Origin of the sequence: Alcanivorax sp. REN37 (genome assembly GCF_041102775.1) — a bacterium.
Taxonomy (GTDB): Bacteria; Pseudomonadota; Gammaproteobacteria; order Pseudomonadales; family Alcanivoracaceae; genus Isoalcanivorax; species Isoalcanivorax beigongshangi.
This window is the reverse complement of record NZ_JBGCUO010000001.1, coordinates 1079814-1093782: the sequence shown is the minus strand read 5'-3', so window position 1 is coordinate 1093782 and position 13969 is coordinate 1079814. Positions and strand designations below refer to the sequence as shown.

Genomic DNA, 13969 nt, shown 5'->3' with positions numbered 1-13969 from the left:
GGGCCTGCAATCTGGGTCCGGCGTGACGCTCCGGTTCAGCCGAAGCGCTGTGCCATATAGTGCCGGGCCTGGGCGCGGGCCTGCTGGTCAATCGCCATCACGGCATCCAGGTCGCGGCAGGTTTGCGGCCCGAGCCGCTGCAATGTGTCGTCCACCACTTCAGCGATGGCAAGAAAACCAATCTGCCCGGCCAAAAACGCGGCCACGGCTTCTTCGTTGGCGGCATTGAGCACCGCGGTGGCGGCACCGCCCGCCTCCATCGCCTGACGCGCCAACGCCAGGCAGGGGAAGCGCGCCACATCCGGGGCTTCGAAGTGCAAACCCGCCAACTGCATGAAATCCAGTCGCTCGGCACCGGAATGGATGCGCTGCGGCCACGCCAGTGCGCACGCAATCGGGGTGCGCATATCCGGTGAGCCAAGCTGGGCCATCACCGAGCCGTCAATGTACTCGACCATGGAGTGCACCACACTCTGCGGGTGCACCAGCACGTCGATCTGGGCTGGCGCCACGTCGAACAGCCAACAGGCCTCAATCAGCTCCAGCCCCTTGTTCATCAGGGTGGCAGAGTCCACCGAAATCTTCGGGCCCATGCACCAGTTCGGGTGCTTCACTGCTTGCGCCGGCGTCACCGCGCGCAGCGCCTGCGCATCAAAAGTACGGAACGGGCCGCCGGAGGCGGTCAGCAGCAACCGTTTGACACCGCCCAGCCGCACTTCACTGCAGGAGTTGAGCGCCGGCAGACACTGGAAGATGGCGCTGTGCTCGGAGTCCACCGGCAGCAAGGTGGCGCCATGGCGGCGCACCGCATCCATAAACAGCTGGCCGGTGACGACCAAGGCTTCTTTGTTGGCCAGCAGCACTCGCTTGCCAGCTTCTACTGCTGCCAGTGTTGGGCGCACACCGGCAGCGCCGACAATGGCAGCGACGACCACATCCACGTCCGCATCGGCCGCCACCTGCGCCATGGCTGCTGCGCCGGACAAAACCTCGGTGTCTGACCCAGCGTCACGGAGATGGTTCCGCAGCGCCACCGCTGCCACGTCGTCTGCCAACACCGCAAACCGCGGCTGCCATTGCAGGCATTGCTGCGCCAACAGCTGCCACTGGCTTCCGGCCACCAACGCGAACACCCGGTACTGTTCCGGATGCTCCGCCAGCACTGCCAGCGTCTGGGTACCGATACTGCCGGTGGCGCCCAGGATGGTGACCGATTGCGCCGTCATGGCCTCACACTCCCGCCAGGCCTGCCCACAGCAGCGCCATGGCTGCCACCGGCAACGCGGCGGTGATGCTGTCGATGCGGTCGAGCATGCCGCCGTGGCCTGGCAGCATAGTGCCGCTGTCCTTCACGCCGCGCAGGCGCTTGACCATGCTTTCGAACAGGTCGCCGAGCACCGACGCCAACACCGTCACCAGCGCCACCGCCAACAACTTCGGCAGCTGCGCCTGCACCGGCGCAAAGTGATGCACCAATGCCACGATCACCAGCGCCAACAGCACACCGCCGATCAGGCCTTCAATAGTCTTGCCCGGCGATACCGCCGGTGCCAGCTTGTGCTTGCCAAGCGTGCGGCCAGCAAAGTAGGCACCGGTGTCCGCCGCCCACACCCAAAACAGGATGAACAGCAACGCCCAAGGGCCGGCCAGACCGAGTGCGCCTTGGTCCTGCACCGCCACCACCACCGCAAACGACGGCACCAGCAGCGCAACACCGATCAACGCCATCACCGGCGCTGCCGACCACAGGGCCGTGCTACGCGGGTAGCGCAGCACCCAGAACGCGGCCAACAACCACCACAGCGGCGCCCAATGGAACAGCCACAGCGGCTGATAGTGCTCTGCCGCCGCCAGCAATACTGCCATCAACGCCACATAGCCAACCCGCAGCAGCCGCGTCAAACCACCGACCAGCGCTGACCATTCCCAGGCTGCGGCCAAGAAGAACACGCCGGCCACCGCTGCGAACGCGGTGCGCTCCAGCAGGAACAGTGCGGCCAGCACGATGGGCAGCAGCACCAGTGCCGTGATCACCCGCAGTTTCAACATGTTGTGTCTCTCCCATTGAGCGCATCAATCTGGTCGCCACTGCGGCCGAATCGGCGTTGACGCCCAGCATAGGCGGTAATCGCCTCCGCCAGCGCCTGTTCGTCAAAGTCCGGCCACAATGCCGGACTGAAATAGAGTTCGCTGTAGGCGGCTTGCCACAGCAAGAAGTTGCTCAGGCGGTACTCGCCCCCGGTACGGATCAGCAGATCCGGCGGCGGCAGGTCACCGAGCTCGATTTCGGCTTGCATGGTGTCGGCGTTGATGTCGTCCAGTGCCAAGCTACCGGCCGCCACTTGCTCTGCTAGCCGGCGCGCAGCACGGGCCATGTCCCACTGGCCACCGTAGTTGGCAGCCACCACCAAGGTCAGCGCCTGGTGATCGGCGGTGGCCGCTTCAGCCACCGCCATGGCGTGCTGCAGGGGCTCACTGAAAGCACTGCGCTCACCAATGAAACGCAACCCCACCCGGTGGCGTTGCAACTCCCCGACTCGCTCGGACAAGGCATTGAGGAACAACGCCATCAGATGGCGCACCTCGTCTTCCGGGCGGCGCCAGTTCTCGGAGCTGAAGGCAAACAATGTCAGGATTTCGACACCTTGGTCGAGACAACCGCGGATCACCCGCTGCACCGCCTTCTCGCCGGCGCGATGGCCCTCATGGCCCGGTAGGCCACGGTGTTTGGCCCAGCGGTTGTTGCCATCCATGATGATCGCCACATGGCGGGGCGTGCCACCGTTGGCACTGTCTCCGACATCCGGCGCGCTGGAATTGGGTTGCTGCATGCTCTCCACCCCGGGCCGGGGTCCGTCGGTTGCGGATGTGAATTGAGATGGGACACGCCGTGCGTGCCCTGCCAAGGCTGTCAGCCTGCCACAGGCGCACGCACGGGTGAATGACCCTGGCCCGCAGTCGGCGGGCCGGCAGGGTCAGATCTGCATCAGTTCGTCTTCCTTCACCTTCAGCTGCTTGTCCACTTCCGCGATCATGCGGTCGGTGAGCTGCTGAATCAGGTCTTCGCCACGGCGGGCATCGTCCTCGGAGATTTCTTTTTCTTTGAGCAGGTCTTTCAGGTCGCCGTTGGCATCACGACGAATGTTACGGATCGACACCCGCGCCTGTTCGCCTTCGCCACGCACCACTTTCACCAGGTCACGGCGGGTTTCCTCGGTCAGCGCCGGCAGCGGCAGGCGGATCAGGGTGCCAGCGGTGGACGGGTTCAGGCCGAGATCGGACTTAAGAATGGCGCGCTCGATATCCGGCACCAACTGCTTGTCGAACGGCGACACCATCAGCGTGCGGCCTTCTTCCACGGTAATGTTCGCCAACTGCGACAGCGGCGTATCGCTGCCGTAGTAGGACACGTAGATGGTGTCCAGCAAGCTCGGATGGGCACGACCGGTACGCACCCGGCGCAGTGCGGTCTCCAGCGACTCCAGGCTCTTCTTCATGCGGCTTTCCGCATCTTTCTTGATATCGTCAATCACCTTCACAGTCCTCGTGCTATTCGGTGTCAGCGCGACCGGCTTCCACCAGCGTGCCTTCGCTGCCGCCCAACATCAGGTTGAGCAGCGCACCGGGCTTGTTCATGTTGAACACGCGCAGCGGCATGTTGTGGTCCTGGCACAGGCAGATGGCGGTCAGGTCCATCACGCCCAGCTTGCCGGCCAGCACCTCGTCGTAAGACAGGCGATCATACTTGATCGCTTGCGGGTTTTTCACCGGATCGCTGTCGTAGACGCCATCGACCTTGGTCGCCTTCAGCACTACCTCGGCATTGATCTCGATGCCGCGCAGGCAGGCGGCAGAATCAGTGGTGAAGAACGGGTTGCCGGTACCGGCACAGAAGATCACCACTTCGCTGTTTTTCAGGTAGCGGATCGCATGGCGGTGGTCATAGTGCTCTACCACACCGCTCATGGGAATGGCCGACATCAGCCGGGTGCGGATGTTGGAGCGCTCCAGCGCATCGCGCATGGCCAAGCCGTTCATCACGGTGGCGAGCATGCCCATGTGGTCGCCCGCAACGCGATCGAGGCCGGCCGCTTGCAGCGCCGCACCCCGGAACAGGTTGCCGCCGCCGATCACCAGACCGACCTGCACACCGATGCCGACCAGTTGGCCGATTTCCAGTGACATGCTGTCCAGCACTGCTGGATCGATGCCGAACCCTTCTTCACCTGCCAGCGCTTCGCCGCTCAGCTTGAGCAGAATGCGCTTGTAACGCGGTGACCTGTCCTTGCCTGCATTGACCATGTCCGCTGCTCCACCTGTCATTGTTCGTCAACTTTCGCCGTCATCGTGATTCGGAACCGACGCCTCGGCTCCACCGGATCGGTGCGCCCGTTCGGGCGCCGGTTACAAAAACGCCTTGCCGGGTTCCCGGCAAGGCGTTGTTGCGACGCGGAAAAACGCTGCTCAGCCCTTGAGCTGGGCCGCCACTTCAGCAGCGAAATCCACTTCTTCCTTCTCGATGCCTTCGCCCACTACCAGGCGCTGGAAAGCCACTACGTCGGCGCCGGCGGCTTTCACCAGAGCACCCACAGTTTGGTTCGGGTCCTTCACAAACGGCTGTTCCAGCAGGCTGACTTCCTTGAGGAACTTCTGTACCCGGCCAACCATCATCTTCTCGACGATTTCTTCCGGTTTGCCCTGCATGTCAGGCTGTGCGCGGATGATGTCTTTCTCGCGCTCCAGCTCTTCAGCCGGCAGTTCGTCCGGGCGCACCACGGCCGGCGCAATCGCCGCCACGTGCATCGCCACGTCCTTGCCCAGCGTCTCATCGCCAGCGGTCATGTCGACCAGCACGCCGATTTTGCCGCCGTGAACGTAAGCACCGATCACGCCTTGGCTGTCCACGAAGGCGCCACGACGAACCTGGATGTTCTCACCGATTTTCTGCACCAGCGCCTGGCGGGCGGCTTCCACGGTGGTGCCGTCAGCCATGGCCAGTTCGCCGATCTTGGCCGCGTCGCTTTCACCGGCTGCCAGCGCTGCAGCAGCTGCGGCTTGGGCGAAGTCGAGGAAGTTGCTGTCGCGGGCAACGAAGTCGGTTTCGGAGTTCACTTCCAGCAGCACACCGCGCTTGCGATCGTCGCTGACCAGAGCAATCACGGCGCCTTCAGCGGCGGTGCGGCCGGCTTTCTTGGCGGCCTTGGCCTGACCGGATTTACGCATGTCATCAATTGCACGCTCGATGTCGCCTTCGGCCTCTACCAGCGCCTTCTTGCACTCCATCATGCCAAGACCCGTGCGCTCACGGAGTTCTTTCACCAGAGCAGCGGTAATCGCAGCCATGAACTTCACCTCGTTATGCAGCACCGGGATGCGCTAAAACGGCACCCCGATATCAAAAGGAGCAAGGCGAGGTTTCCCTCGCCTTGCAGCGTGGATTACTGAGCGGCTTCTTCAACTTCAACGAAGCCGTCAGCGTCGGCAGAGCCCGGCGCTTGGGTAGCCGCGTATTCGCGACCTTCCAGAATCGCGTCAGCCATGGCTTGCACGTACAGCTGAATGGCGCGGATGGCGTCATCGTTACCCGGGATCAGGTAGTCAACGCCGTCCGGGTTGCTGTTGGTATCAACCACTGCGATCACCGGAATGCCGAGCTTGCGGGCTTCCTGAACAGCAATGTCTTCGTGGTCCACGTCGATCACGAACAGTGCGTCCGGCAGGCCGCCCATGTCCTTGATACCGCCGATGGAGCGCTCCAGCTTCTCCATCTCGCGACGACGCATCAGCGCTTCTTTCTTGGTCAGCTTGTCGAAGGTACCGTCGGCAGCCTGGGCTTCCAGGTCGCGGTAACGCTTGATGGACTGACGGATGGTTTTCCAGTTGGTCAGCATGCCGCCGAGCCAACGGTGGTCAACGTAGGGCATGCCGCAACGGGTGGCTTCTTCAGCAACTGCTTTCTGCGCCGCACGCTTGGTGCCGACGAACAGGATTTTGTTGTTGCTGGAGGCCAGCTTGTTCACGAACGTCAGCGCGTCGTTGAACAGCGGCAGGGTTTTTTCCAGGTTGACGATGTGGATCTTGTTACGCGCGCCATAGATGAAGGGCTTCATTTTCGGGTTCCAGAAACGGGTCTGGTGACCGAAGTGCACGCCGGCTTGCAGCATGTCGCGCATTGTGACTTTAGGCATGGTGTTGTCCTTTGATATTTGGGTTAGGCCTCCATGTTCCCGCACCCGCCAACCCCAGCGCGCCGAAGCACAAAGGGGGCACCCAGGAAGGTGTGTCGGAACATGTGTGGATTTCCCTTGCTCCGGCCCCTGCGAGTACACTGTCGTGCCTCGAGGCCGGTCAAGGCGCGCGCTTTATACCACAGCCGCCGCCCGACAACAATCTGTCAGCCCGCCCGCGATCGTTTGCCGCGCCCCTGTCGGAGCCCGCAAACGCCTGTAATCAATGGAGTTTCCGAACACCCATGGCTATCACACTGAAAACCCCTGAAGAGATTGAGCAAATGCGTATTGCCGGCCGCATGGCCGCGCAGGTACTGGAGATGATCGGCGAGCACGTGCGCCCGGGCGTCTCCACCGAGGAGCTGGACCAGCTGTGCCACGAGCATATCGTGTCAGTGCAGCAGGCCATCCCGGCGCCGCTCAACTACAACGGTTTCCCGAAGTCGATCTGCACCTCGGTCAACCAGGTGGTGTGCCATGGCATTCCCAGCCCCAAGAAGATCCTCAAGAAGGGCGACATCATCAATATCGATGTCACCGTTATTAAAGACGGCTGGCACGGCGACACCAGCAAGATGTTCTTTGCCGGCGAACCCTCAGTGTTGGCACGCCGGCTGGTGGAGATCACCCGCGAGTGCATGATGATCGGCATCGAGATGGTGAAACCCGGCGTGCGCCTCGGCGACATCGGCCACGCGATCCAGCAACACGCAGAAAAGAACCGCTTCTCGGTGGTACGCGACTACTGCGGCCACGGCATCGGCCGCATCTTCCATGAAGAGCCGCAGGTGCTGCACTATGGCAAGCCCGGCACCGGCACGGTGTTGGAAGAAGGCATGGTGTTTACCATCGAGCCGATGCTCAACGCCGGCAGCTACCACACCAAGCTGCTGCCGGACGGCTGGACTGCGGTCACCAAGGACCACAAATTGTCGGCGCAGTGGGAACACACCCTGGCGGTGACTAAGGATGGTTTCGACATCCTCACTCTGCGCGACGAAGAAATGAACGGCTGACGCCCCTCTAGGGCGTCGCCCCATGCAGGACCGGCACACCCGGCGCCGCCTGCATGGGCCACCGCGGTCGGGCTGCTAACACCCCACGGACCCCGATGCCCAACATCTTCTCCCCCGCATTCACCCTCGACCAGGCCTGTAGCGCGCTGGCCGAAGCGCCGTTCCCCGGCAAGGCCGCCCGCACCCTGCTGGCCGACGGTCAAGCGCGGCTGGAAGCACTGTTTCCGCAAGCCGATGTGCGCAAGCTGATTGCCGGCCGCGCGCGCTTGGTGGACCGGGTGCTGAAAGCCGCCTGGCGCCACTTTGGCCTGCACCAGTTGCCCGGCATCGCGCTGGTGGCGGTGGGCGGTTATGGCCGCTCCGAACTGTTCCCCCATTCCGACGTGGACCTACTGGTGCTGCTGAACGACAGCCCGGACGCTGACTGCTGCGGGCGTATGGAGTCATTCGTGGCGTTTCTGTGGGACACCGGACTGGAAATCGGCCACAGCGTGCGCACCTTGGACGAGTGCGTGGCGTTGGCGGCTGACGACCTCACCATCGCCACCAACCTGATGGAAAGCCGCACTCTGGCCGGCGACGACCAGCTGCGTGCCACGCTGATGACCCGCACCGGCCCCGATTGCATCTGGCCCACCGATGCGTTCTTCGCGGCCAAGTGGCAGGAGCAGCAGGCGCGCCACCGCAAGCACAACGACACCGAATACAACCTGGAGCCGGACCTCAAGAATGCCCCCGGTGGCCTGCGCGATCTGCAGATGGTGTCGTGGGTGGCGCGGCGCCATTACTACACCGAGGACGAACATTCCGGCCTCGCGCAGCTGGTGTCGGTGGGCTTCCTGCGCCAGCGCGAGTTCATCGCCCTGCAGCGCTGCCAGGTGTTCCTGTTCAAGGTGCGCTGGGCCTTGCACCAAGTCAGTGGTCGCAACGAAAACCGGCTGCTGTTCGATTACCAACGCCAGGTCGCCACCCTGCTCGGCCATGAGGATTCCAACGCCAACCTGGCAGTGGAACTGTTCATGAAGGAGTTCTATCTCGCCGCGCTGGTGATGTCGGTGATGAACGAAATGCTGCTGCAGGTGTTCGACGAAACCTTCCTCGAACAGGACACCGAGCAGGTGGTGAAGCCGCTCAACCGCCGCTTCCAGATCCGCAACGAATATCTGGAAACCACCCACGACAATGTGTTCGTCGAGCACCCGTCAGCGCTGCTGGAAATGTTCCTGCTGCTGGCCCAGCACCCGACTCTGAAGGGGCTTCGCGCCCATACCCTACGCGCCTGCATCGGCCATCGCCGGCTGATCAACAAGGCATTCCGCAATGACCCGGCCAACACTCACCTGTTCATGGAGCTGCTGCGCGCACCTCACGCACTGTTCAGCCAACTGCGGCGCATGAAGCGCTACGGCGTGCTCGGCCGCTACCTGCCCGAGTTCGGCGCCATTACCGGGTTGATGCAGTACGACCTGTTCCACCGCTATACCGTGGATGCGCACACATTGCTGGTGGTGAAGAACATGCGGCGGCTGTCGCGCGATGACCACCGCGAGAAATTCCCGCTCGCCTGCGAGGTGTTCTACCGGTTGCCGAAACCGGAGCTGTTGTATGTGGCTGGCCTCTACCACGACATCGCCAAAGGACGCGGCGGCGACCACTCAGAGCTGGGCGCCGAAGACGCGCTGGCGTTCTGCCAACGCCACGGTCTGACCAGCTGGGATGCCAAGTTGGTAGCGTGGCTGGTCCGCCATCACCTGATCATGTCGGTGACGGCGCAGCGCAAAGACATCGCCGATCCGGAAGTAGTGCATGACTTTGCCCGCCAAGTGGGCGACTTGGTGCACTTGGATTACCTCTATGCGCTGACGGTGTGCGACATCAACGCCACCAACCCGGCGCTGTGGAACACCTGGCGCGACTCACTGCTGCGCCAGCTCTACATGGAAACCAAGCGCGCACTGCGGCGCGGCCTTAATAACCCGATTGATAAGCAAGACTGGATCGATGACACCCGCCACGATGCGCTGAAAATCCTGCACTCACGGCAGCTGCCGCTGGAGCAAGTGGAAGCACTGTGGGCTGGGCTCGGCGATGAATATTTCCTGCGCGAGAACGCCCGCGACATCGCCTGGCACACCGAGGCGCGGCTGCGCAGCGACAGCGACCAGCCGCTGGTATTGATCAAGGAAACCGTGGGCAACCAATTTGCCGGCGGCACGCAGATTTTTATCTGCAGCCCGGACCGCGAAAACCTGTTTGCCAGCACCGTTAATGCACTCGACCAGCTCAACCTGACCATTGTCGATGCGCGCATCATCACCAGCACCACCGGCTTCAGCCTCGACACCTACGTGGTGCTGGATGAGCACGGCACACCGATCGGCGATGACCCGGAGCGCATTGCACAGATGGAAGCCACGCTGCTGGCGGCGCTGCGTGACCCGTCGGCGTTCCGCGACAGCGTGCAGCGACGGCTGCCGCGCCAAGTACAGCACTTCCACTTCCCGACGCGGGTGGTCATCAGCAACGACATCATTAACGACCGCACCGTGGTGGAGGTGCAGACGCTCGACCGCCCTGGCCTGCTGGCGCGTATCGGTGCGCTGTTCATGGAGTTCGATCTGGTGCTGCAAAACGCGCGCATTGCCACCCTTGGCGAGCGCGCCGATGACATCTTTTTCCTCACCGGACGTGGTGGCCAGCCGGTGTCTGACCCGGACCTGTGCCGCAGTTTGGAACAGCGTATGAAAGACGTGCTCGACGACGACAGCCGTGACCGGCTCACCGTTCAGCCGCAATTGATCTGACCCCGGCGCGGGCCGGCCCGCGCCCCGTACCAGGACTCACCGATGAACCCTGATCTGCAGCGGCTGCATCCGTACCCGTTTGAGAAGCTCAGCCAACTGTTCCACGGCCTGCCGGCCGCCACCCTGGAGCCGATCGCATTTTCCATCGGCGAACCGCAGCACGCGGCACCGGAGTGTGTGCGCGACGCGCTGGTGGCGGCACTCGATGGGCTGTCGCGCTACCCCACCACCGCCGGTATGCCAGCGCTCAACGCCGCCATCCGCGCCTGGCTGGAGCGTCGCTTCAAGCTGCCGCCGCTCAGCGCGGGCCACGTGCTGCCGGTGAACGGTACCCGCGAAGCGCTATTTGCCTTCACCCAAGTGGTGGTGGACCGCACCCAGCCCGGCGCACGGGTGCTGATGCCGAACCCGTTCTACCAGATCTATGAGGGGGCCACGCTGCTGGCCGGCGCTACCCCGACCTATCTACCGTGCCTGCCGGAACACGGCCTGCAACCGGATTTCGATGCCGTACCGGAGTCGGTGTGGCGCGAATGCCAACTGCTGTTTCTGTGCTCACCCGGCAACCCCACCGGCGCGGTGCTGGATCTCGCCACCCTGCAGCGGCTGATCGCACTGGCGGATCAGCATGATTTCATCATTGCTTCCGACGAGTGTTATTCGGAAATTTATGACCACACCCCGCCCATCGGTTTGCTGGAAGCCTGCGCCGCACTGGGGCGCCATGACTACCGCCGCTGTGTGGTGTTCCATTCGTTGTCGAAGCGCTCCAACCTGCCGGGGCTGCGTTCCGGCTTTGTCGCCGGCGACGCACAGGTGCTGGACGCCTTCCTGCGTTACCGCACTTACCACGGCTGCTCAATGAGCCCCTACCACCAGCTGGCCAGCATTGCCGCCTGGCAGGACGAGGCCCACGTTGAGCACAACCGCGCCCGCTACCGAGAAAAATTCACCGCGGTGCTGTCGATATTGGAAGAGGTGTTGCCGGTATCCGCCCCGCAGGCGGGCTTCTATTTATGGCCGCAGGTGCCCGGTTCCGATGAGGACTTTGCTCGCGCGCTCAAGCAGCGCCAGAATGTCACCGTGTTGCCGGGCCGCTATCTGTCGCGCCCGGTGGACGGCCTCGACCCCGGCGCCGGCCACGTGCGCATGGCGCTGGTGGCGACACTGGACGAATGCGTGGAGGGCGCGGAGCGCGTCCGCCGCTTTCTCAGAGCCGGCTGACCCGGCACTGCACTGACCAAGGACCTGACAGCATGACGGTAACCATTTACGGCATCCGCGCCTGCGACACCATGAAGAAGGCGTTCACCTGGCTGGATGAAAAAGGCATCGCCTACCAATTCCACGACTACAAGAAGTCCGGCGTGGACGCCCGGCAGGTGGCGCACTGGATCCAAGTGTGGGGTTGGGAGAAGGTGATCAACCGGCGCGGCACGACTTGGCGCAAGCTGCCAGAGGCACAGCGCGACGCCATGGACGCCACCAGCGCGGTAGACGCGGCGGTGGCGAACACCTCGCTGTTGAAACGACCGCTGGTGGAAATCAGTGGCACCCCGATTCTGCTCGGCTTCGATCCCGAGCTGTGGGCGGCCACCCTGTAAGCACAAGCGCCGCTGTCAGTCCTGCGCGTCGGACGGCGGCGTGGCATTCAGCCGCGCACGGCGATGACGCCACCGGCGGATACCCCACACCAGCAAGCCCACCACCACCAGCGTGCCGAGAATAGTCAGCTCGTAGCGCTTGATGTCGCCGAGCACCTCCTCCAGTACTGCACCGAAGATGTAGGAGGTGTAGCCCAGCACCGTGGCCCAGATCGCCGCGCCGATACCGTTGAGCACCAAATATCGCAGCGGTGGGTAGCCGGACATGCCGATCGCCACCGGCATCACCGTGCGCAGCCCATAGACGAAGCGGAAACTCAGCACCCACAGGTCCGGGTACTTGTTCAAGTAACGCAGCGCTTTGTCCGCCAGTAGCTTCAGCTTCGGCTTGCGCTCCAGCAGGCTGTTGCCCTTCCAGCGACCGAGATAGAACCAGGTCTGGTCACCGGCGTAGCTGCCGATGAATGCCACCAGAATCACCATCCACAGTTCCAAGTATTCGCGGTATGCGAGAAATCCCGCCAGCACCAGGATGGTCTCGCCTTCGAAATAGGTACCCAGGAACAAGGCCAAGTAGCCGTAATCTTCGAGCAAACGCTGCAGCATGGAAGGAGCCGATACACTGACGGGGCGCCAAGGATAACAACAGCACTCTTTACTGGCGACCTGCATGAAAGCCAAACCGCATTTGTGCCAATGGCACCGATCGCCTGTTCAGCCGCGCTCGACACTGTCCACAATGGCACGCAGCGGCCAGGCACTGGCCGGCCCTATCCACCGCCCGCCGGCTGCGGGCGTCTGCTGACAGGATGTCGCTATGGATATCACTCTCTATGGCTTTGGCAGTTGCCGCCATTTGAACAAAGCCCACCTTTTTCTCACTGCGGCCGGCATACGCCACCGTATCCACGACCATTACCGCGACGGTGTTGACATCGCGCAGGTTCAGCGTTGGTTCGATACTTTCGGCTGGCGTACGGTGATCTATCGCTATGGAACCGGGTGGCAATGCGTACCGCCGCTACATCGTATGGTGATGGATGAGCAGCGCATCATGCGCTGGATTCCTGAAGAGCCACGCTTGGTGCGCAGTCCATTGGTGGAGTTCGATGGCGAACCGGTACTGCTGGGCTTTCATCCCGATGCCTGGCGGCTGTTCTTCGGCCTCGATTCAATGCAAAAAAGCCGTCAACTGCCGGGTTAAACGCTGCCATGGCCGCCGCGCCACTGTCATACTGCACGTCCGTTTGAGCTGCTGCAGGAGGCACTACCATGAGCGCGCTGTTCGCCCTGGCATTGGGCTGTGGAACGCAAAACCGTGACGGCGACTGGCTGGAACTGTTCTTCCCAGCGCCGCTGCTGGAACCTGCTGCGGCGTTGGTCAAACCGGTGCGCGAACTGCTCGGCGAACGACGCGGCAACCAAGCGCTGGCGGTGACCACCCGCCAACTGCGTACCCTCGCCCGCGCGTGGCGTGAGGCCGGCCATGAAGACCAGGCCAGCTATGCCATCGCGTTGCAAGAGTCCGACCAGCCGTGCGTGCTGGTGGCGCTGCGTGAGGACCTGCCGCCGACCAGCACGCCGGAGGCCTACCTGAAATTGCACTTGCTGTCGCACCGGCTGGCGCGGCCACACCAACTGAATCTGGAGGGCCTGTTCGACCTGCTGCCGAACGTTGCTTGGACCAGCGACGGCGCCATCGACCTCGACGAACTGCCGGAGAAACAACTGTTAGCACGCCTGGACGGTCGCATGCTGACGGTGTTCTCGGTGGACAAATTCCCGCGCATGGTGGACTACGTGGTACCCGAGGGCGTGCGCATCGCGGACACTGCCCGCGTGCGCCTCGGCGCCTACCTGGGGGCTGGCACCACGGTGATGCATGAGGGCTTCGTCAACTTCAACGCCGGCACCGAAGGCCCGGCGATGGTGGAAGGCCGTATCTCCGCCGGCGTTACCCTCGGCCGCGGCGCCGACCTCGGCGGGGGCGCCTCGACCATGGGCACGCTGTCCGGCGGCGGCGAACTGCTGGTGCATATCGGCGACAACTGCCTGATCGGCGCTAATGCCGGCACCGGTATCCCGCTCGGCGATCGCTGCACCATTGAGTCGGGACTCTATATCACCGCCGGCACCAAAGTGGTGCTGGTGGACGCCGAAGGCCTGCCCAGCGAGCAGGTGAAGGCGCGCGATTTGGCCGGCCAGCCGGATCTGCTGTTCCGCCGCAACTCGCTCAGTGGCGCGGTGGAATGCCTGCGCAGCAGCCAGCACCACCTGCTCAACAGCAGCTTGCACGACCACAACTGAACGGACCG

The 13969-nt window shown here is 63.2% G+C and carries 14 protein-coding genes; 6 read left to right on the top strand and 8 right to left on the bottom strand.

What is annotated here, in order from left to right:
* Positions 1–35: 35 nt before the first annotated feature.
* The 7 genes from ispC to rpsB form a co-directional block, all read right to left on the bottom strand.
* Positions 36–1226, bottom strand: coding sequence for a 1-deoxy-D-xylulose-5-phosphate reductoisomerase (gene ispC, locus AB5I84_RS04865; protein WP_369454734.1), 1191 nt, complete (start codon positions 1224–1226; stop codon positions 36–38).
* A gap of 4 nt (positions 1227–1230) precedes the next feature.
* A complete protein-coding gene (locus tag AB5I84_RS04860; protein ID WP_369454733.1) occupies positions 1231–2049 on the bottom strand; it encodes a phosphatidate cytidylyltransferase in 819 nt (272 codons plus the stop codon).
* Positions 2043–2831 (bottom strand): polyprenyl diphosphate synthase, encoded by a 789-nt coding sequence (gene uppS / locus AB5I84_RS04855; RefSeq protein WP_369454732.1) that lies wholly within the window; start codon positions 2829–2831, stop codon positions 2043–2045. Before uppS ends, AB5I84_RS04860 begins: the two co-directional genes overlap by 7 nt.
* Positions 2832–2975: 144 nt before the next feature.
* Positions 2976–3533 carry a ribosome recycling factor gene (gene frr / locus AB5I84_RS04850; RefSeq protein WP_369454731.1) on the bottom strand — a complete coding sequence of 186 codons (558 nt, stop codon included), beginning with the start codon at positions 3531–3533 and terminating at the stop codon, positions 2976–2978.
* A 16-nt stretch (positions 3534–3549) separates the two neighbouring features.
* Positions 3550–4323, bottom strand: coding sequence for a UMP kinase (gene pyrH / locus AB5I84_RS04845; protein ID WP_369454730.1), 774 nt, complete (start codon positions 4321–4323; stop codon positions 3550–3552).
* 141 nt (positions 4324–4464) lie between these two features.
* Positions 4465–5343 (bottom strand): translation elongation factor Ts, encoded by an 879-nt coding sequence (gene tsf, locus AB5I84_RS04840; RefSeq protein WP_369454729.1) that lies wholly within the window; start codon positions 5341–5343, stop codon positions 4465–4467.
* Positions 5344–5438: 95 nt separating this feature from the next.
* On the bottom strand, positions 5439–6188 hold the full coding sequence (gene rpsB / locus AB5I84_RS04835) for a 30S ribosomal protein S2 (RefSeq protein WP_369454728.1): 750 nt from the start codon (positions 6186–6188) through the stop codon (positions 5439–5441).
* A gap of 284 nt (positions 6189–6472) precedes the next feature.
* On the opposite strand from rpsB, the gene map reads away from it, so the two are divergent.
* From map to AB5I84_RS04815, 4 genes are all read left to right on the top strand, one after another.
* Positions 6473–7246 carry a type I methionyl aminopeptidase gene (gene map, locus AB5I84_RS04830; RefSeq protein ID WP_369454727.1) on the top strand — a complete coding sequence of 258 codons (774 nt, stop codon included), beginning with the start codon at positions 6473–6475 and terminating at the stop codon, positions 7244–7246.
* A gap of 95 nt (positions 7247–7341) precedes the next feature.
* Complete coding sequence (locus tag AB5I84_RS04825; RefSeq protein ID WP_369454726.1) at positions 7342–10050, top strand: [protein-PII] uridylyltransferase; 2709 nt, start codon at positions 7342–7344, stop codon at positions 10048–10050.
* Between the two features lie 42 nt (positions 10051–10092).
* Positions 10093–11274, top strand: coding sequence for a succinyldiaminopimelate transaminase (gene dapC, locus AB5I84_RS04820; protein ID WP_369454725.1), 1182 nt, complete (start codon positions 10093–10095; stop codon positions 11272–11274).
* A gap of 32 nt (positions 11275–11306) precedes the next feature.
* Positions 11307–11654, top strand: coding sequence for an ArsC family reductase (locus AB5I84_RS04815; RefSeq protein ID WP_369454724.1), 348 nt, complete (start codon positions 11307–11309; stop codon positions 11652–11654).
* A gap of 15 nt (positions 11655–11669) precedes the next feature.
* On the opposite strand, the gene AB5I84_RS04810 is transcribed toward AB5I84_RS04815, so the two are convergent.
* Positions 11670–12260 (bottom strand): DedA family protein, encoded by a 591-nt coding sequence (locus AB5I84_RS04810; protein WP_369454723.1) that lies wholly within the window; start codon positions 12258–12260, stop codon positions 11670–11672.
* A gap of 211 nt (positions 12261–12471) precedes the next feature.
* On the opposite strand from AB5I84_RS04810, the gene AB5I84_RS04805 reads away from it, so the two are divergent.
* Positions 12472–12858, top strand: a complete 387-nt coding sequence (locus AB5I84_RS04805) for an ArsC/Spx/MgsR family protein (protein WP_369454722.1) — start codon at positions 12472–12474, stop codon at positions 12856–12858.
* A gap of 77 nt (positions 12859–12935) precedes the next feature.
* On the top strand, positions 12936–13961 hold the full coding sequence (gene dapD, locus AB5I84_RS04800; protein WP_369456061.1) for a 2,3,4,5-tetrahydropyridine-2,6-dicarboxylate N-succinyltransferase: 1026 nt from the start codon (positions 12936–12938) through the stop codon (positions 13959–13961).
* The last annotated feature ends 8 nt before the right edge of the window (positions 13962–13969 follow it).